We start from the raw sequence: 20,549 nt of genomic DNA on the forward strand, positions 1-20,549 counted from the left end.
CAACATGTAAATAATTTTACGGCAAAACATGAAAGCTGCACTTTGGCACCGCCAGACAGCCGCTGTGATGCTGAAATGCTGAAAACTTCTGAAGTCCATTCTTAGCAGCATTCTAATGTCAAGATAGAAAAACTGTAGCATCGAGAAAAATAAAGTAAAATTAGTATCTGCACAGATTTAAAGCAACACTTACAGATTTGACAAAATATAAACATCCTCCTATTTTTAAAAGTTTTCACAAATAAACTCGGTGGCTTGGCGTTACGAATTTAGAGTAACATAAGTAAGAATTTCTCATGTTTCGTGCAAGCGCTTTGTTTGGTTATTTACAACACCATCAAAAGCGGAGAATGCCTTACAACCACTGATATAGCCACCCATATAATCACCTATATAATCACCTATATAATCACCTATATAATCAACTATATAGCCCATTTAGATTTAAACATATGATTGAGGGCTTTAATCATGAAAACATTTTTAAATTTCCAACAACGAGTTGGACTGATGTTTCTACTCTTGCTGAGCAGCAGTACTTCTTGGGCAATTAATTTAACACCCAACAGTAACAACGTTATCAATGGACAAATACCCGGTATTTATAGTGAGATCAATTTCTCAACTTACGATAGGAACTGGATAAACGATATAAAGTTACCGCCAAACGCCCAAATAGGAACAACTATCCGTATATCATCGAATACAACTGCACCTAGTGCTATTCGGGGCGTTTTTACTGGAATTTCTGGACTTACCAAAGACGTTTCTATTCCTTTGTTAGAAGGACAAAGTTATCTTTTTACGAAACGATCAGGTGATTGGGATATACACGGTGATACCGTTGTAAGGTGGAGTCCTAATAGCATAGGAAGTCAGTTACCCGTAACTGATGCGACCATTATTATTTATTTTGTATCTAATCATAATTGGACATCATCCATATCGTTTCCCGCTAGTGCGCCAAAAGATGCCTTATTAATCGTTGCATCACAAGCGTACTGGGATTCGAGTTTCAATGACACAGGCGTTTTAGTAAATGCAAATCGTCATGCGATTAAATATCGGGATCTATATATGTATCAATATGATACCGATGAAGAGAAATGGTCTTTAGTGATTGCTCCTGTTCGTTCGCTTGCGCCAAATGCTTTATTGAACGGTCACGAAATACCACGCCCTACAAGCCCTTTAACGGTGCTTTCTCTTGGAGATGGCAGTTGGACGGGGCGAACCACGCTCCCTACGCAGGCTTTTGATCGAGATCGCGTTCGCATTACGTCAACAGCCACATGGCAGTCTCAGATAAGTCACCAAGGAGTTGAGGACAATATAGGGTCACTGTCTGTCAATAGAGGTGATGTTTATGAGTTTATGTATGCTGGCAACGAGCAAGAGTGGAAATTATTAAAAAGCCCGGTCACTCGTTACTTAGTGAGAGATTTGCCTTATGGCAGCATCCCTCCTCTTATTACACCAAACATGCGTGTTTCTGCTTACAACGATAACTGGAGACCTGTCGTGCGCTTAAGTCGCCATGCGACCAATGGTGACAGAATAACCATTGCCAGCGACGCTAATTTAGAATTTAAAGTGACCGCAAGCGACTCACCGCTATTAGGGGAAGTCTTTGTTAATCGAGGTGATGAAATACAGTTCTTAAGAACTGATAACCGTTGGGTGCGAGCCACTGAGACTATTTCTATGTTGCTGGCTTATAGCGATGCTGTTGCCAATAGTCTCGGTGAAAATGGCGCGCGAGCCAGGATGTATGAAAGTTTTAGGTTAACGAATGCTGCGCTTCGCAATTCAAACGTAAATGCTAGATTAAAACTCGCTGGCATTATAAAAATGACAGTACCCGGTAACGATGCTGGCAATGTTGTTTACAACATGGCTAGAAGTGAATCTGAGATGTTACGCGTTAGACTAGAGCTTGAAGCAGATTCTGTATTTTATCTGGGCGTACAAACTGGCGCCTGTGGGCTTGCTTATCGAAATCACAATGCACTTTCATACTATGGTAAAGATTATCATAGAAATTACATGGTAGCTCTTGGCAGGCTCGGGTGTGGTACGAGCGTAATGCGACATGAGTTTGGTCATAACATGGGATTAGAACATTGTAATGGCGGGCAAAATGGCTACGGCCATGGATACAAGGGGAGTGTTATGTGTGGAAACCGTGCACCTTACTACTCTTCCCCAAATTTTTACAATGATTTACTTCTACCTCGTGGCATAGAAAATCAGCATGATGCTGTTAGAGTTATCAATGAAAATGCACCGGTTGTTTCTAATTTCTTTCAGGAATAACTAAGGAGCTCAGTAGTCTCATTTATCCATTTATTATTTGGTGAGACTACTGAGCCCACTGTAAAAACCTGGAAGCAAGCATGATTGTGGTTGATAAACCAAACAAAAAAATGTGCCTGATTCCTTATTGCTTACAATGAGTTCGAAAAAAAAGCTAAATCAAACCACCTCGACGGCAGTGAGGGTTTGAATAAATAAAACATTCAACGCACTACCTAATCTTTGAAACCATATCAAAAATGATTTATTTCCGTCCCCCCTCGCTACCCAGCACCCTTCCACCATATTGATTGATATTAAAATCAATATAAAAAAATCGAAAATATTAGCCGAGATAACACGTTGCAAACCGATAGAGCATCGACAGCCAAAAGACATTCACGACAACGAACGAATTACGCTAGAAAGAATAAACAGTCAATTAAAAGATGAGTACAGCAGATATAAAGGGCTTGGAATTAAATAATACACCGGTTGCTAATTATTCAACTTTACCTGCTAACATGTGGGAAAACTTTAGAGTTTTGCTCTCCCTGCTTATGGATATCCGCCTCCCATGGCGAGCATGACGGAGTGACTAATGAAGCACTGTAGTTTACAACATACTCCGAGCCGTCATTCCAGACAAGAAGTGCATGGATGCACGGATTAGGGCGATGCAGAATGCCAAAGCCGAGAAGCCGGAACCTATGTGCCAGGGATGGTAGCTCCGCTCCAGAAAAATCATTTCAGAAATTGAAACCGTTCAGGGCAATTTAAAATTTCTTCGACCCTAACAAGGTTAACCCCCATTTCCTGTTTAAAATTCTGGCTTTAACTATTCAAAACACCTGCCACACAAAACTTTAACAACACTCACAAAAATTCACCTTATGACTGACTGACTATTTAAATATCCACACATTTTAACCACATAATATTTATCATCCAAAGATCTGGACTATCAATGTTATTAGAAAAATTTATTTTGATGACTTCAGTGTCGCCATCCAGCTTAGAAATTGCCCACAATCAAAATTATAAAAAACCACATCGATAAATCGGCAGTATCAATTACTAACCCACTGTGAGTTAATTTTTTTATTGGCAACCACTCAGATCCGCCAAGCTTTTGGATTGCAATTGTTTTCCATACAGAAAACCTTGAAATCCAACCAGCACTGTAGTGGTGCCTGTCATTAACGCTAAAAATCAATGTCTAGGCATTAATACAACAACCAATTACTTTATCTTTGATTCTATGAACGCTAAGAATGCATGATATTTATTGAACTGATTTTTGTGGGTGTCATCCAGTTTCAAAAAAACTAACTCAATCTTGTGTATTCAAATTAGCCCAAGCTTCTGCGACCAAACTTCTATGACCAAGCTCAGTAACAACAATGCAGACCATATGATTTTTTGATGGTGCATCAGATATACTGAAGCATTATTTTTCAGCGAGCAATTTAATTTACCAAGAAACATTGCGACAACATGAAGATGACGAATCAACATGTAATTAATTTGACGAAAAAAGATAAAAGCTGCATCTTAGGACCGTCAGATAGCTATTGTTATGCTGTGATATTGAGATACTGAAAACTTCTGCTGCCCTTTCGTAGCAGCGTTCCAATGTCAAGATAGAAAAACTTTAGCGTTGAGTGATATAAATTCAAAAAATCACCTACACAGATTAAAAAATGGCATTGTCAGGTTTGACAAAACATAAGCATTCTCTTAACTTGAAAATTTTTTACGAACAAATTCAGTGATTCGGCGTTACGGATTTAGAACAATATAAGTAAGAATTACTTATGTTCCGTGCAAAGCGATTTATCTGGTTATTTACAGGGTCATCAAAAAGCGGCGAATACCTTACAACCACTTATATAAACATCTATATAATCACCTATATAGCCCATTTAGATTTAAATATATGATTGAGGGCTCTGATCATGAAAACATTTCCAAATCTCCTGCAACAAGTGGGATTAACGTTTCTGCTCTTGTTAATCAGCACTACTTCTTGGGCGATTAATTTAACACCTAATAGCGACATCGTGACCAATGGACAAATACCCGGTACCTATAGTGATATCTATTTCACAACCTATAATGGGAACTGGACAAGGGATATAAAATTGCCTAAAGATGCTGAAATAGGCACAACCATCCGTATATCATCAAATGCAGCATCTCGCAGTTTTATTCAAGGGGTTTTCACTGGACTCGCCAAAGATGTTTCTATTCCTTTACTACAGGGGCAAACATATCTATTTGCGAAGCGAACAAATGATTGGGGAATATACGGTGATACCGTTGTAAGGTGGAACCCTAATAGCATAGATGCACAATTACCAACAACTGATGCAACCATTATTCTTTATAGTATCGCCAATAATAATTGGGCACCTTCTATATCATTTCCTGCTAGCGCTCCAAACAATGCACTGTTAATTGTTAAATCTCACGCATCTCGGAATTCGAGTTTCAGTGACACAGGCGTTTTAGCATATGCAAACCATTATGCAGTTAAAAACAGAGATTCATATATATATCAATACAATACAGAAGATAGTAAATGGTTTCCAATTCTAACACCTGCTCATTATCTTACGCCGGATACTTTATTGAACAGCCATCAATTACCACGTCCTACAAGCCCTCTAATGGTACTTTCTCTTAGCGATAGCAGTTGGACAAGGCGCATCACTCTACCCGCACAAGCCTTTGATCGAGATCGCATTCGCATTACGTCAACAGGCGCATTGCAGTCTGAAATCAATCACCAAGGGGTTGAAGACAATGTAGGGTCGCTGCTTGTCAATAGCGGTGATGTTTATGAATTTATGTATGTTGAAAGCGACCAGGAGTGGAAATTAATAAAAAGCCCAGTCACTCATCACTCGGTTAAAAGCCTATTTAGTAGAGGTATCCCTTCAAGTATTACACCGAACACGCATGTTACTGTTCACAATAGGAACTGGAATTCTGAAGTGCGTTTAAGTCGCCATGCTACCAATGGTGATAGAGTAACTATTACTAGCGGCGCTGATTTAGAATTTGAAGTGACTTCAAGCGACTCACCGTTATTAGGGGCAGTCTCTGTTAGTAGCGGTGAAGAAATTCAGTTCCTAAGGGCTGAAAACCGTTGGGTGCGAGCCACTGAGACTATTTCTATGTTACTGGTTTATAGTGACGCTGTTGCCAATAGTCTTGGTGAAAATGGTGCGCGCGCTAGAATGTATGAGAGTTTTAGGTTAACGAATACTACGCTTCACAATTCCAAAGCAAATGCTAGGTTAAAGTTGGCTGGTATTGTAAAAATGACAATCTCTGGTAACAGTAGTAACGCAGTTCTTGGCAATATGCCTGATAGGAACTCTGAAGTACAAACCACTAGAGCAGAGCTTAGTGCAGATGCTGTATATTATGTGGGCACACAAACTGGCGTCTGTGGACGTGCTTATGTAAATGATAATATCGCTGCATTTTATAATGTACATAGATATCATATGGTTGCTGTTGGTAAGCTAGGATGCGGCACTACCGTAATGCGGCATGAGTTCGGTCATAATATGGGATTAGAACATTGTCGTGGTGGGCAAAATGGCTATGGTCATGGATACAAAGAGAGTGCTATGTGTAGGAACAGTGCACCCTATTATTCTACTCCAAGTCTTTACGATGATTTGCTTCGACCTCGCGGTATAGAAAATCAGCATGATGCTGTTAGAGTCATCAATCAAAATACGCCGTATGCTGCTAACTTCTATTAGGGTTAGCTAAGGAACTTAGTACTCTCATCCATCAATTTAATATTCGGTGAGACTATTAAGCCCATTGCAAAAATCCGGAAGTAAGCAAAACCCTAGTTGATTGATCAAACAAAAGAAGCGTGTCTGATTCCTCATTGTTTACAATGAGTTTGCACAAAAATCACACCACCTTAAGGGCGGAGAGGTTTTGAATGAATCAGACACGCTAAGCATTACCCAACCTTTGGAACTATATCTAAAATGATCTATTTCTGTGTATTTCACAATCTTGCATCTCTGCGCCGCATTGATTATTGTTAAAAATCAATGCACTCGACCGATGATTCACCACTAACTAGGCAAAACAATGAATTACTAGGTCATGTGGTTTTAAGTGATCGGAGTTCTCGCATAAATAAAATAGACCTCCAATGGTTATTGTTTAAAATAAAAACGGTGATAGATCCATGACAAATCTTAAAATCCTTCTTTTAGTGGCTGCGAGCATTACCATTATTGGCAGTCAATTATTACTAAACCAACAACCTGTGAAAACAAAAGCTCAAGCAATAGAGCCTACAATAGAACCAACAGCCATAAACATTGATTTAAATGATAGCGATATCATTGATCTACCGACAAAAGAAAACGTCATTTCAAACAATGACCCCGAAAGAAAAAAAATACTCGACCCTGACGCTAGCAGTATAAACGCACCACAAAAAGAACAAATACGTGCCGAGACACGTTTAGTATTATTACAAAACGATCGCCCCGACGTATATATATCAGATCAAGATATGCAGCTAGGTTTATCTCAAAAAACGCTATGGAAACCAATCAATAAAGAAGATGCAGTTAGCCAACTCACTTACCCATTACCCCAAGAAAAAATCGATGATGGAAGACAATTCATTGGTTTTCAGCCTTTTCGGTTAGAAGTCACCTTAGTGGGTGAAACGTTTGAATTGCAATTACCCAACGCAACGACCCCTACATTACGCGCTGAAGTGACTGAAAGAACAGTGCTTGATGGTATTATTCATTGGAGAGGATTTTTTCCTGATGACAATAAAAAATTTCATGAATTTAGTTTCACTCAAGCGTTAAGTGATAATTATGTAGTTGGAAATGTTTATTTTTCTGGCGGATCTTATACTATTGAAGCTAAAGACAATATTGGTTGGATTGCGCCCCAAGAAAATGATCTGCATAATACTAAAGATTCTATACAACCACCAAATCCAGACAAGCATTAATGGGCAATTCTGTATTTATACAATACCCAAGGGGTAAAGCCAAAAGCGCTTACTTAACTAGCCCAAGCTTTAATTCATAATAAGCCAACCATTTTATATTCAAACTGGTTGGCTTGAGCTAAAACTTTTCCAAAGGCATTAAACCGCAACAACGCCTCACCCTGCTGCCACTGCCGAAACCGGCTTCAACCACTTCCAACAAACCAATGTGCCGCTAAATGCAACAATGGCAGAGAAGGTAAATACCGATTGTGGTGAAAAATAATCCCAGCCAATGCCTGCAACAAAACTACCTAGCGCAACGCCAGCACCAAAGCTAATTGAAGAGTAGATTGCCTGCCCTCGCCCCTGCACCTTGCCTTTGAAATGCCGATGGATCAGTTCAATTGCTGCACCGTGAAAGACACCAAAACTGGCCGCATGTAACAGTTGCGCAGCGAGTAGCAAGTACAACGACTGCGCGGTATAGCCGATCATTAGCCAGCGAATAGTAGTCAGCAACAAACCAGCTAACAGTAATTTTTCTGGGCCAAACCGTTTTAACAATCGATACATCTGGCTGAATATAATCACTTCTGCCACCACACCAGCTGACCACATGGTGCCGATGAGTGTTTTGCTGTAACCGAGTTGTTCTAGGTACAAGCTATAAAAGCTGTAATAAGTACCGTGGGAAAATTGCGATAAAAAACAAACTGCCAGCAAAGCCATTACTGCTGGTTTTTTAATAATCGTTTGAATTGAATCGCCAACTGCTGTCGCTGTTAATAGCTTATCGGTAGATTCTTTTGATGTGAATTCTTTGCCAGAATTTTCTTGAACAACAAGCGCTTTAATCGGTTCTTTCACATATAGCGCAGCAACTAAAATCAGCACAATCACCAAGCTCACCGCTATAGGAATCACTTCTAAGTCAAAATAATTCAAGGCCTGAGCCAGCAGCGTCACAGCAACAATAAATCCCAGCGAACCCCATAGACGAATTCTGCTGTATTGAAAACTATTATTGCCTAAATAACTAAAAGTCACCGCTTCAAATTGCGGTAAAATAGCATTCCAGAAAAAGCTAAATAAAACAATAAGCAACAACATTTGCCAAAATAAATCAGCAAACAATACCCAAGGAAAAGCCAAGGCAGCCAGCAAGGCACCTAAGCGAATAACCATCATTCGCCGCCCCAGCCGATCGGCTAACTGGCCCCACAGATAAGGCGCAACCAGTTTGGTGGCAGAGAGAATGGCAAACAGCGTGCCGATTTGAAATGCGCTGAAACCGCGCTGGTCGAGATAGAGCCCCCAGTAAGGAAGCAAGGTGCCAAGACTGGCGAAATAGAAAAAATAAAAGCCAGACAACCGCCAATAAGGAAGTTGCCCGGTCATAGTTTATTCGCCTTTAGATTCGTTTGAATCAATTGGCGCTTGAGCAGCAATCGCAAATTGGGCTGAGGTATCAACGTCAGCATTTTGCGCCCGATGACGCAGCAAATGATCAATGAGTACTAGTGCCATCATCGCTTCAGCAATCGGTGTCGCGCGAATGCCAACACACGGGTCGTGACGACCTTTGGTAATGACCTCTACCGGGTTACCTTGCATATCAACCGAGCGACCCGGCAGACGCAAACTAGAAGTTGGCTTTAAAGCAATGCTGGCTTTAATTTGCTGGCCAGTTGAAATACCACCTAAAATGCCGCCAGAGTGGTTTGATAAAAAACCTTCGGGTGTCATTTCATCGCGGTGTTCGGTGCCTTTTTGCTCAACTACTGCAAAGCCATCACCAATATCGACCGCTTTAACCGCATTAATGCTCATTAATGCATGGGCCAGTTCAGCATCTAATCGATCAAAAATTGGCTCGCCTAAACCGACCGGCACACCATCGGCAATCACAGTCACTTTAGCACCAATCGAATCACCTTCTTTACGCAAGGCATCCATATATTCTTCTAACTCAGACACCTTTTCAGGATCTGGGCAGAAAAATGGATTTTGACTTACCGCAGACCAATCTTTTAAATCCAGTTTAATCGGGCCCAATTGAGATAAATAACCGCGAATTTCAACGCCCATTTTTTCTTTTAAATATTTTTTAGCCACGGCACCTGCAGCAACTCGCATGGCCGTTTCGCGGGCGGATGAACGACCACCACCGCGATAATCACGAATACCATATTTATGCTGGTAGCAATAATCGGCATGCGCCGGACGAAATTGCTCGGCAATATTGCCGTAATCTTTTGAGCGTTGATCGGTATTTTCAATCAGCAGGCCAATCGGTGTGCCGGTGGTTTTACCTTCAAAAACACCTGAAAGAATTTTTACCTGATCCGGCTCACGTCGCTGCGTGGTATGGCGTGAAGTACCTGGGCGACGACGATCTAGATCAATCTGCAAGTCGGCCTCGGTGAGTTCTAACCCCGGAGGGCAACCGTCAATAATACACCCCAGAGCCGGGCCATGACTTTCACCAAACGTAGAAATGGTGAAGAGCTTTCCAAAACTATTCCCTGACATGCGCGCCTCATTAATTGGGTTTCAACACAAGAGATGCGGCAGATTATTTATATTTCTGCCGCGTTATTATTAATTATGCACCCTCAGCAGCTAACTACTGCAAGCGGGGCCATATTGACATTAATCATGCACGTTCAGCTGCCAACTGTTTCAAGCGTGGACGGTGAGCCAACAATTGTTCTTTATTGGTGGCGAATACGCCATGGCCGCCGTTTTCAAAATCAATCCAAATCAAACCAACTTCAGGAATCATTTCATCCAACGCCACCCAACTATTACCCACTTCGACAATCAACAAACCACCATCGTTCAGATAATCCGGTGCTTGGGCCAACATTTTCAGCGTCAGGTCCAAACCATCTTCACCCGAGCCCAATGAAATTTCTGGCTCTGCATGAAATTCTTTTGGCATTTCCGATAAATCACGCGCATCGACATACGGCGGATTAGAAACAATCAGATCAAAGCTCTCACCTGACAGATTGGAGAATAGATTGCTTTTAACAAAACGCACCTGCCCTTCTGGATCCAGTCGCTGGCCATTGATTGCATTGACTTCCATCGCATCGTCGCTGATGTCAGCACCCACCACTTCGGCATCTGGAAATGCATAAGCACAAGCAATCGCAATACAACCCGAGCCAGTACACATATCCAGAACGCGGGCCGGCTCTTCGGTTAACCAAGGAGAAAACTGCTGTTGAATTAACTCGGCAATCGGTGAACGCGGCACAATAACTCGGGAATCCACCTTAAACTCCAGATCGCAGAAGAAAGCACGGCCAGTCAAATAAGGGACTGGCAAACGCTGATTAATCCGCTGATCAACCAAAGAGATAAAATGCTTACGCTCTTGGGTGGTCAGCTTGGAATCTAACAAACGGCCATCGATATCACGCGGTAAATGCAAGCTACCTGCCAGCAATTCTACCGCTTCATCCCAGGCACTGGTCGCACCATGGCCATAGAAAATATCGCTTTGATTAAATTGACTAAAACTCCAGCGGAGGTAATCACGCAGGGTCTCTAACTCAGTAACCAGCGTTGCTGCTTCAAATGACAAATCGGACTCCGGATATAACTTGCCTGCAGCACAGTCATCGCCCTGTTTGAGGATCGGCTGACAGCAGGCACTACAAAGACTGTATTTAATGGCGCCAAGTCTAACGCAAAACCGTGTTGGCTATAAGTCTGATTGGATAGGGAGTAGCGAGCAGCAGGCTAAAAGCCGAAGGTAGGTGTTTTGCTCAAGATGCTTCTGCGACTATAGCCGGAGCATCAACAGATATTTGAGGATCGATATCGACTGGAGTTGCCGTGTTTTGGTTCGCTAAATCTTCAGTAGGAGCATCACCTGAATCCTGCTGACTTCCATCAGTACTCGAGGCCGCTTTCAAATAAGCTTGAAACTGTTTGGTGTCGCTAATATCACAAGTTTTAATCAAGTCGGTGGCTCGCAGAAAGTATCTTTCGGCTTTAAAGCGCTTGCCACTTTGCAATTCTCGTTTAGCCGCTGCGATATGACCGAGCACTTCCACTTCATTAACTGCCTGGCGCAAACGTCGGTGCCATTTTTCTAATTGAGCCGGTGCGGTTTTGCCATAAAGGCCAGCCAACATTCGATCGGCTTTGGTAATGTTCAACTGCAATTGGCGAACATCGCCTTCTCGAATCTGCTTGGGAATTTCATTAACAAACAGTTGGTTTTCAACTTGGGATTTCAATCTTGAACATAATTGATTGGCACGCGTTAACCGCTGCTGAAGTGCATCTGATTTCTGATCTAGGCTTAAGGCCTGCTCCAAAGATTCAACCATCAGCTCTGCTAGCGCCAATCTAGCAGCAGCATTTAACCAAAATTCAGGCAGATTACCCAGAATGTAATCACACTGATCGGCTTTCTTTTGGAATTTATCCGCAGCAAGAATTTTTTGCTTATTTTTTTGTTCACGAACTTGGCTGGTGGCAATTAAAACAATCGCTAACCAGAACAGTCCAAAAATCGATAACACTAAAACTGTTAGGGACATTACACTCACAATCCGGATTTAATGGCAGCCATCAATTGCCTTACCAAGACAGACATTAGTCACAATTCAATCAATAATCCTTGATGCCGCTCAATGTATAGCTTAGACCTCAGACGAACGATACAACTCTCGCTTAAACCAACTGAGATTGATGCTCTTCACAAGTCTCATCGAAGAAATATAAAACCCAACAAAGTTTGACCTTTCAAAAAACAAAGAATCGCGAGCCGTGCATTCTGTACCGAAAGTAAAGCGGCTATCTAGCTTAAAGGTGAAAGACAATACACTTTCAACCTCGCCAGAACTGTTCCAGCGATAACATTTAACGCCATCAAAAAGCATCAAGTTTGATCTAAAGCATCCAAAATTTATAGGATTTCGATCAAAGGCGGAATGGAAGATTGGCATTAATACACTATCTATTTTTTTAGCATTTGCCGCTCTACCAGCAATTAACCGAATATCACTTACGGTGATATCTTCCAACATCTTTAACATTGATAGCGCATGCTCAGAATAAGGAGCACCAATATATATAGCTGAATTTTCAACCCTTTGAAAAGACAATGCATGAATATTATCTCTAAACTTGTTCTCCGTTACCTTTTTTGCACTATCAGAAAACGATGAAAATACGGTTTCTCTGCTATGAAAGAGTTCCGCAGGCTTATCATCTTGACCTGGAACTCCTATCAATGAAGGGCTAAAATTAACCGGTAAATGGTATATGTCATCGTGAAAAAATGAAAAACCACAGCCTTTTCCTACATCATTTAATCTAAGGGATCTAAATTCAAAATCTAAGTACAACCCTCCATACATATAGAGAGTCATTAATCGCAATATATCTGTAGCAAACGCATATCTTCTCTGAAGAATGAATGCTTTAACTCTAGCTTGCAACCACTTTAAATTAGGATGTTTTTTTAAAAACCCATCAATCAAATCATCAATCAAAACCACTTTAACACGGCGCGGCAAAACGCTTTCAAAAAAAATCTTCAGCCTACTATTTTCAACCCAAAAATATGACTCAAATTTAGATTTATTTTTCCAACTCTCACATAAAGTAACATTGGTAGCCATTGCAATTAGAATCTTTTCCTCTGACGGTATTTTCCCTAACCATATTCTATGGATAATTGAAACACCTGAAGCCCGACCCTCACCTGCATCTCTTCCTACACCAACAGAATTAAGAATGTCGATAACATCTATGAAAATATTGATTAACAATGCATGATCTGAAGTAAAGCTTACACTTTCTTCACCATAACAAGCAGATTTTACAAATTTACTAGCATCTTCCTGCGATAGGATAGGCGAAGAAAAAATCTGCTCATCAAAATTGGTCTTCATAGAAACAATCAAAGCAGAAAAAAATTCATCGATATTAAAGTAATTAGCCAGCGCATCTTTTACTAACACTAATAGCCCATCTTCAGTAGCAGCATCAATCTTAGATCTGTATTTTGATACAATAAGTTGCCTAACTAAACATTCAATCACCTTGCCTCTCTCATCTTTGCTTTGTCGATTAGAGTTAGCCACTTACCTACCAAAATAGATAGACAAGCTATGTCAAAGCCACTCGCAACAATGGATTTATTCACAGAAGTATAGGCAGAATCTTTTAAACAGGTAATCAACGAACAAAAAAATCGAAGCGGGCTTTTGAAGCGCTAACAAAGCGATACAAATTCCAAGTAGCATACCAATATCCACAACTGAATTATGAACATTGGCAGCATACTTATTCAGTCAAGTTAACCCACTTGCTGCCAGAATGACTCTGGGTTCTCCAAAAGCTCAGCTACTTGTGTTTCATCAATGATTTTTATTTCAAGCTCAGTCGCTTTATCCAGCTTCGAACCTGCCGCTTCACCGGCAATCAAGCAATGGGTTTTCTTTGAAACACTGCCGCTTACTTTTGCGCCCATTTGTTGTAGCTGGTTCTTCAAGTCACTTCGCTGATAAGCCGCGAAGCTACCAGTGATGACAAAAGTTAACCCTTGTAAAGGTTGACTATTTTCATCAACAATCTTCTCAATTTCTGGCCAATGGACAAATTGAATTAAATCATCAACCACTTCTGCATTATGAGTTTCAGAGAAAAAGCTGCGAATATTTTTAGCGACAATTTCACCAACATCTGCCACAGCAATTAATGCTTCATGATCTGCCTGACGAATTTTATCTAATTCAGTAAAATACAACGCCAAATTTCTGGCAGTCGCCTCACCCACTTCACGAATACCTAACGAATAGATAAACCGTTCCAGAGTAGTTTCTCTGGCTTTTTCTAAAGCACTCACCAATTTAGTCGCAGATTTTTCGCCCATGCGTGGCAATCGAGCAACCGTATCAGCCTGGACACGGAATAAATCGGCTGGTGATTTAACCAGTTCACGTTCAACTAATAATTCGACTAACTTATCGCCCAGTCCTTCAACATCGAGTGCTTTACGCGATGCAAAATGAATGATTGCTTGTTTACGTTGTGCGCCGCAGAATAATCCGCCGCTACAGCGAGAAACTGCTTCACCTTCAGCTCGTTTAACCGCAGAACCACAAACCGGGCACTCGCTCGGCATTTTTATGGGCTCGATGCCTCTTCTTTCAGTTTGGACAACCCTTACTACTTGAGGGATTACATCACCAGCACGACGAACTACCACCGTATCACCGATACACAAGTTCAATCGAGTAACTTCATCCATGTTATGCAAGGTCGCATTGCTAACCACCACCCCGGCTAAATCAACCGACTTCAAACGTGCCACTGGTGTGACTGCGCCGGTTCGACCAACTTGAAAATCAACGCCTTCTAGCAAAGTTGATTTTTCTTGGGCGGGGAATTTTCTGGCAATTGCCCAGCGCGGCGCTCGAGCAACCTGACCCAATTGCTTTTGCAATTGGCGGTCATTTACTTTGTAAACAATGCCATCAATTTCAAATGCTAAGTCATCACGTTTAGCGGTTAAATCTTCATAATAATCAAAACAGCCCTGCAAAGAATCAACCCGTTTGATTAAATCAGAAACCGGGAAACCCCACTCTTTTAACTGCAATAACAATTCAATTTGCCCTGCAGGCAAACTATCAGGCTCCACTGCACCGACGCTATAAGCAAAAAAGCTCAGTGGGCGGCTGGCGGCAATTTTAGGATCTAACTGACGCAAACTGCCAGCTGCGGCATTTCGTGGGTTGGCGAATATTTTGCCGTCAAGAATCCGCGCCTTGGCATTTAATTTTTCTAGCCCGGCGATCGGCATATAAACTTCGCCGCGAACTTCTAATGATGCCGGCCAGCCTCCACCCAACAATTTCAGGGGAATAGCTCTGATAGTACGCAGGTTTTCGGTAATGTCTTCACCCGACTGGCCATCACCACGGGTTGCACCTCGAACAAAAACACCATCTTGATATTCCAAGCTGACCGCTAAACCGTCGAGTTTTGGCTCGCACGACCAGGTTAATTCTGAGGTGTGGCTCAACCGCTCACTGGCACGGCGGGCGAAGTCTGCCAATTCTTCATTATTAAAAGCATTGGCCAACGACAACATCGGCAACCGATGAGCAATGCTCTTAAAGCCAACTAGAGGCTTGCCACCAATTCTTTGAGTTGGAGACTCAGGAACAATTAAATCCCTGTGCTGAGACTCCAAATCACAAAGCTCACTAAATAGCCGATCATAATCAGCATCAGGAAGGTCAGGGGAATCTAAAACATAATAAAGATGATTGTGTTGACGGATTTGTTGCCGCAGTAGTTCAATACGCTGCTTTATGCTCTCACGTTCGCTCATGATCTTCTCAGAAAAATGGCGAGCCACAACCGATAGTCATGGCTCGCCGAATTAAAATATTTAAATAATATTAAACTGATGCGGGGGTTAAACGCTCCGCTTCATCCAACATTCTTGCTGCTTGATCTTGCTTCATTGGCATGCGTTTGCAATCTAGCAGGTCAGCATTAATTTGCTTGGCCATACGGTCAGCGGTTTCCAACATATTCCAAACTGCCTTTCGAGGATTACTCGGACCGGGGATTTGAACAAACATCGTCACGCTAGGCGTTATCAGTTGATCCATAGTATCTAGGTCGAAATTACCAGGTTGCATAGAATTGACCAGACTAAACATAATCGGCAGCGCTGGATCATCATCTTGGTGACTATGGAAAATGTTCATTTCGCCAAATTGAAGCTGCTCCCGTTCCAATGCCAGCAATAACGCTTTTCCAGAAATACCATTGCCACGGGTTGCCAGATGAATCATCAACACCTGATATTGCTGGTCTTCTCTCACTTCATCACACGCAGTGTCTGGCGTGTTTTCCGTTTGATCTAACTCTTTGTGCATATCAAATGTTGGCTCGATAGGTTCTGCGGCAGTGGGTTCGCTTCGATCTGCAGGATCTGACTGCTGAGTAATATCTTCCAACAATGTATCCAGCGGCAAATTTTCTGCTGGGTCGTCATCCACCGGTTCAACTAAATCAACTTCCGATGGCTGCTTCAATAATGAAGCGGGAATATGTTGATTCTCGAATTGATTCAGCGTCGGTTCATGATGTACCGAATCACCGACAGATGCTGGGCGGGCTTTTTCACTGCTTGCAGCAGAGTTGACTGCATTGGCTTTAAATACCGGCTCTTTATGCACTTTTACTGCTTCTGCATCAAAATCGGCAAGCGACGGCTGAGTAGCAGGCCTGGCTGATGGTCTTTTTTCTGCAGCTGACTGGGCAGTTTGTGGCTGCAAGTCAGCTTGCATCGAAGCATCAGCTGCTGGGCTAGATTTCACGGGACGCGCAGGACCGAGCACACCATCAAACGGATCAGAAGCTTCCTTTGCTCCACCATTTGTAGAAAGGTCGAACTTAGCGCGACTGCGCAAATCGATTTGTTCATCTTCCCTGGTTGCCTTACGCCACCGGCGCAACGCATCAAACAATCCCACCATGACCAGTACTACTCCTGAAATTATTAGCAGATGGTATAGTTCCACGCCTGCCGTTCCTCTTAGTGTTCGATCAGTTCCACGGCTTGATCTACGTCTACAGCAACCAGGCGTGAAACGCCGGGCTCTTGCATGGTGACACCGGTAAGCTGACTCGCCATTTCCATGGCAATTTTATTGTGAGTTATGTAAATAAACTGCACTTGCTCTGACATTTCCTTGACCAGCTTGCAATATCGGCCGACGTTTGCGTCGTCCAACGGTGCATCCACTTCATCAAGCATACAGAATGGAGCGGGATTTAGCTGAAAAATTGAAAATACCAGTGCAATCGCAGTCAAAGCTTTTTCACCACCCGATAATAAATGGATGGTTGAATTTCGCTTACCCGGCGGACGCGCCATAATCGTAACACCGGTATCCAACAGATCTTCACCAGTCAACTCCAACCATGCGGCACCACCACCAAAAACCTTAGGAAACAAGGTCTGCAAGCCATCATTCACCTTATCAAAGGTCTCTTTAAAGCAGGCTCGTGTTTCTTTGTCGATCTTGCGAATCGCATTTTCCAGCGTTTCTAGCGCCCGCTCCAAATCATCTCTTTGACTGTCTAGGTATTCTTTTCGTTCGGCTTGGGTCTGATATTCTTCAATCGCTGCTAGGTTAATCGCACCTAAGCGGCGAATTTTTTCAGACACCGATTCCAGATCTTTAACCCATTGTCGATCATCGGTAGTTTCTGGCAAATCTTCAATAATTTCTTTCAGCAGAAACTCACCTTCTTTTAACTGATCTTCAACCGTCCTTTGTTGAACGATTAAAGTTTGGTGGCTGAGTCGCTGCTGCTCCAAAGCACTTCGAACGCCTTCTAACTGACGCTCTGCTTCGGCGCGTTTTTCTTCTAACGAAAGAATTTGGTGCTGTATTCCTTGCATGCCATCTCGGGCAGCATTTAATTGATCTTCCACTAGCAACCGGCGCTCTAGCAATTCTTGCTGTTGCATCAGTTTTTCTTCAATCGGGAAGGTCACTTCTTCCAACTGCATTGCCACTTCTTCGGCACGCTCTTGCAATTGTTGCTGCTGATCTTGCAAACGACGAATCGCCTGAGCTGCACTTTGTTCAGTACTTTTTAGTGATTGAACCCGACCAGATAATTGATGGTGCTTTTCACGCAATTGGCGACCACCATTTCGAGCATCAGCAACACTATTTTGTAAGTTTTCTCTTCGACCTTGCAATTGTTCACGCAGGTCATTGGCTTCCATTAAAGACTGTAGTGCTTGCTCTAGCTGCTGGCGACTTTCGATCAAAGTTTCTTGATCAATCATTCGCCCTTCCGTTAATTCCGCCAGTTCTTGATCTAATTGACCGCTACGTTGGCGAACTTGATCAAGGCTTGCTTGCAAGCTAGATTGACGGGCTCGAACTTCCGATGCGCTAGATGCCATGCTTTCGCGTTGCTGCTGTAAATCCGTCTGCTGCCTGGCTTGTTGCTCTAAAGTTTCTCGAGAAGTCTCCAATGCCAATTTCAAGCTTTCGACTTTTTCGGTCTGAATTTCAATTTCTTCAGTTAACTGACGCAGTTGTTGCTCGCGTTCCAGCACACCGCCTGATTCATTTTCTGCCGGTTTTAATCGCAACCAACCTTTACCAAGCCAAAAACCATCTTTAGTAATAATCGATTGTTGGTCATTTAAACCGGTCAACATTTGCTGCGCTGCCGGTAAATTTTCTGCCAGTTGAATCTGATCAAACCATAGCGGCGGAATACCTTTACGGATAATTCCCGATAATGACTGGGAATCTTGCAGGCCAGATTCTACTAACCATTGGCCGCTGGCTGGTGTTTGATCGAGATTTAATCCAGCCAGATTTTCAATAGAAACCGCTTCCAGCCGTTCACCCAACAGCGTTTCAACTGCCAGTTCCCAACCCGATTCAACTTCCAGCAATTGCCCCACTCTCGGTGCATTTTCCAGCCCTTGCTGCTCAAGCCACTGGTTGGCCTGTTCCTGACCCAACCCCAGTGCAGCTTGCTGTAAAACTTTTAACGATGTTTCTCGGCCCTTTTGCTGCTGCAAATGATTTTGTGCTTCAGATAATTGCTGCTCCAGCTCACGAACATCTTGCTGTAATTGCTGACGCTTTTCGGTTAATTCTTCCCGCTGAATATCCAGCTCAGATAGTTGTTCTTCCACCATCATTTGCTGCTCAAGAATCGACTCCAGTTCAATTTCCATTGACTGGTCATCAATTAAACCGCGCTCCTGCTTTAAACGTTCAATGCGCTGTAATGATTTTTCCAGCCCATCTTCTAAATGCTGTAGTTTGGCCTTTTCAACTTCTGCTTTACTGGTGGAATCAGAACTGTTTTGCTGAAAGTGATCCCACTTTTGTTGCCATTCTTCTAACGCCTGCTCGGCTTGCAATAAACGCTCATGACTTTCTTCATCAGCCATTTGCACTTCTTCAAGCTCAGGTTCCAGCATCATTAATTCTTCACGGCACACTTCCAATTGCTGGCGGTCGTGTTCTAGCTGACGAATTAATTCCTGACGTGTTTCCTGATCGCGTAATTGCTCTTGCTGCAATTGCTGTTGGCGACTTTTACTATGTTCTACATCTTGTTCGATTCGTGCCAAACTCGAGCCTAATTGATAATACTGGCCCTGAATTTCATTAAATTTATCGGTGTTTTCGCTATTACCTTCACGGCACGCTACTAAGTCAGCATCGGCTTTTCGGATCTCTGCCAGCGATGCTTCCATGCGAGTTTCTTGGGCTGAAAGTGATAACTCTGCATCCTGAATTTGTAGCTGCATATTGCGCCAGCGAATCGCCAATAACTGCGCTTTGAGCGTTCTTTCCTGCTCACGCAATGCCTTATAACGACGCGCCGCGTCGGATTGCCGTTTTAGCCGTGAAAGTTGCGTATCGAGTTCTTCTTGTAAATCTGCCAACCGCTCGAGATTTTCTCGTGTGTGTTTCATGCGGTTTTCGGTTTCGCGACGACGCTCTTTGTATTTTGAAATACTGGCCGCTTCTTCAAGAAATACTCGAAGTTCTTCTGGGCGAGATTCAATCAAACGGGAAATCATTCCCTGCTCGATAATCGCGTAACTACGCGGGCCAAGACCGGTACCTAAAAAGATATCGGTAATATCTTTACGACGACATTTGGTGCCGTTGAGAAAATAAGTCGACTGGGCTTCACGAGTTACCTGGCGTTTAATCGCCAACTCAGCATATTTGGCATACTCGCCACCAATTCGACCCTCAGTATTTTCAAACACTAGCTCAACGGTACAAAGTCCAACCGGTTTACGTCGGCTTGAACCATTAAAAATAACATCGGTCATCGACTCGCCACGCAGGTTTTTGGCTGAAGACTCACCCATTACCCAGCGTACCGCGTCAATTACATTCGATTTACCACAGCCATTCGGCCCCAAAACCGCACACAGATTCCCGGGAAACGGTACCGTGGTGGGGTCAACAAAGGATTTGAAACCGGCCAGCTTAATTTGTTTCAGTCGCATAGAGTTCCCTGACAGCGCCCGCAGGTGTCTGTCTGTTCTATCGGGCAGCGCAAGCTGCGAATTTTAGCTAATCAGCTGTTATAAAATCTATAGCAAAACCACCTCAAAATGCAGAAATTCATACCTCTAAAGTGGCTTGGCTATAACCAATTTCTGATCACAGTTGCGTTGGGTCAATATTGG

Annotated in this window: 11 protein-coding genes; 3 read left to right on the plus strand and 8 right to left on the minus strand. The window is 42.7% G+C overall.

Features of this window, described 5'->3' with window-relative positions; genetic code table 11:
* Nucleotides 1-471 precede the first annotated feature (471 nt).
* The 3 genes from DC094_RS15425 to cpaB all read left to right on the plus strand — a co-directional run bounded on the left by DC094_RS15425 (nt 472) and on the right by cpaB (nt 7,315).
* On the plus strand, nt 472-2,316 hold the full coding sequence (locus DC094_RS15425) for a zinc-dependent metalloprotease family protein (protein WP_116688026.1): 1,845 nt from the start codon (nt 472-474) through the stop codon (nt 2,314-2,316).
* A 1,937-nt stretch (nt 2,317-4,253) separates the two neighbouring features.
* Nucleotides 4,254-6,077 (plus strand): zinc-dependent metalloprotease family protein, encoded by a 1,824-nt coding sequence (locus DC094_RS15430; RefSeq protein WP_116688027.1) that lies wholly within the window; start codon nt 4,254-4,256, stop codon nt 6,075-6,077.
* A 446-nt stretch (nt 6,078-6,523) separates the two neighbouring features.
* On the plus strand, nt 6,524-7,315 hold the full coding sequence (cpaB, locus tag DC094_RS15435; RefSeq protein WP_116688028.1) for a metalloprotease secretion chaperone CpaB: 792 nt from the start codon (nt 6,524-6,526) through the stop codon (nt 7,313-7,315).
* A 156-nt stretch (nt 7,316-7,471) separates the two neighbouring features.
* On the opposite strand, the gene DC094_RS15440 is transcribed toward cpaB, so the two are convergent.
* From DC094_RS15440 to smc, 8 genes are all read right to left on the minus strand, one after another.
* Nucleotides 7,472-8,695 carry an MFS transporter gene (locus tag DC094_RS15440; RefSeq protein WP_116688029.1) on the minus strand — a complete coding sequence of 408 codons (1,224 nt, stop codon included), beginning with the start codon at nt 8,693-8,695 and terminating at the stop codon, nt 7,472-7,474.
* Between the two features lie 3 nt (nt 8,696-8,698).
* Nucleotides 8,699-9,829 carry a chorismate synthase gene (gene aroC, locus DC094_RS15445; RefSeq protein ID WP_116688030.1) on the minus strand — a complete coding sequence of 377 codons (1,131 nt, stop codon included), beginning with the start codon at nt 9,827-9,829 and terminating at the stop codon, nt 8,699-8,701.
* 124 nt (nt 9,830-9,953) lie between these two features.
* On the minus strand, nt 9,954-10,892 hold the full coding sequence (gene prmB / locus DC094_RS15450) for a 50S ribosomal protein L3 N(5)-glutamine methyltransferase (protein ID WP_116688031.1): 939 nt from the start codon (nt 10,890-10,892) through the stop codon (nt 9,954-9,956).
* A gap of 184 nt (nt 10,893-11,076) precedes the next feature.
* Nucleotides 11,077-11,859: a hypothetical protein gene (locus DC094_RS15455; protein ID WP_133245571.1), complete on the minus strand. Its 783-nt coding sequence runs from the start codon at nt 11,857-11,859 to the stop codon at nt 11,077-11,079.
* Between the two features lie 102 nt (nt 11,860-11,961).
* On the minus strand, nt 11,962-13,410 hold the full coding sequence (locus tag DC094_RS15460; RefSeq protein ID WP_116688033.1) for a glycosyltransferase family 32 protein: 1,449 nt from the start codon (nt 13,408-13,410) through the stop codon (nt 11,962-11,964).
* A gap of 215 nt (nt 13,411-13,625) precedes the next feature.
* Nucleotides 13,626-15,668 carry an NAD-dependent DNA ligase LigA gene (gene ligA / locus DC094_RS15465; protein WP_116688034.1) on the minus strand — a complete coding sequence of 681 codons (2,043 nt, stop codon included), beginning with the start codon at nt 15,666-15,668 and terminating at the stop codon, nt 13,626-13,628.
* Nucleotides 15,669-15,738: 70 nt separating this feature from the next.
* The gene (locus DC094_RS15470) at nt 15,739-16,872 is read right to left on the minus strand and encodes a cell division protein ZipA (protein ID WP_133245572.1); all 1,134 of its coding nucleotides are present in this window, start codon (nt 16,870-16,872) and stop codon (nt 15,739-15,741) included.
* A 14-nt stretch (nt 16,873-16,886) separates the two neighbouring features.
* Complete coding sequence (gene smc / locus DC094_RS15475; RefSeq protein ID WP_116688036.1) at nt 16,887-20,366, minus strand: chromosome segregation protein SMC; 3,480 nt, start codon at nt 20,364-20,366, stop codon at nt 16,887-16,889.
* Between the last annotated feature and the right edge of the window lie 183 nt (nt 20,367-20,549).

Origin of the sequence: Pelagibaculum spongiae, from assembly GCF_003097315.1 — a bacterium.
GTDB lineage: Bacteria > Pseudomonadota > Gammaproteobacteria > Enterobacterales > Pelagibaculaceae > Pelagibaculum > Pelagibaculum spongiae.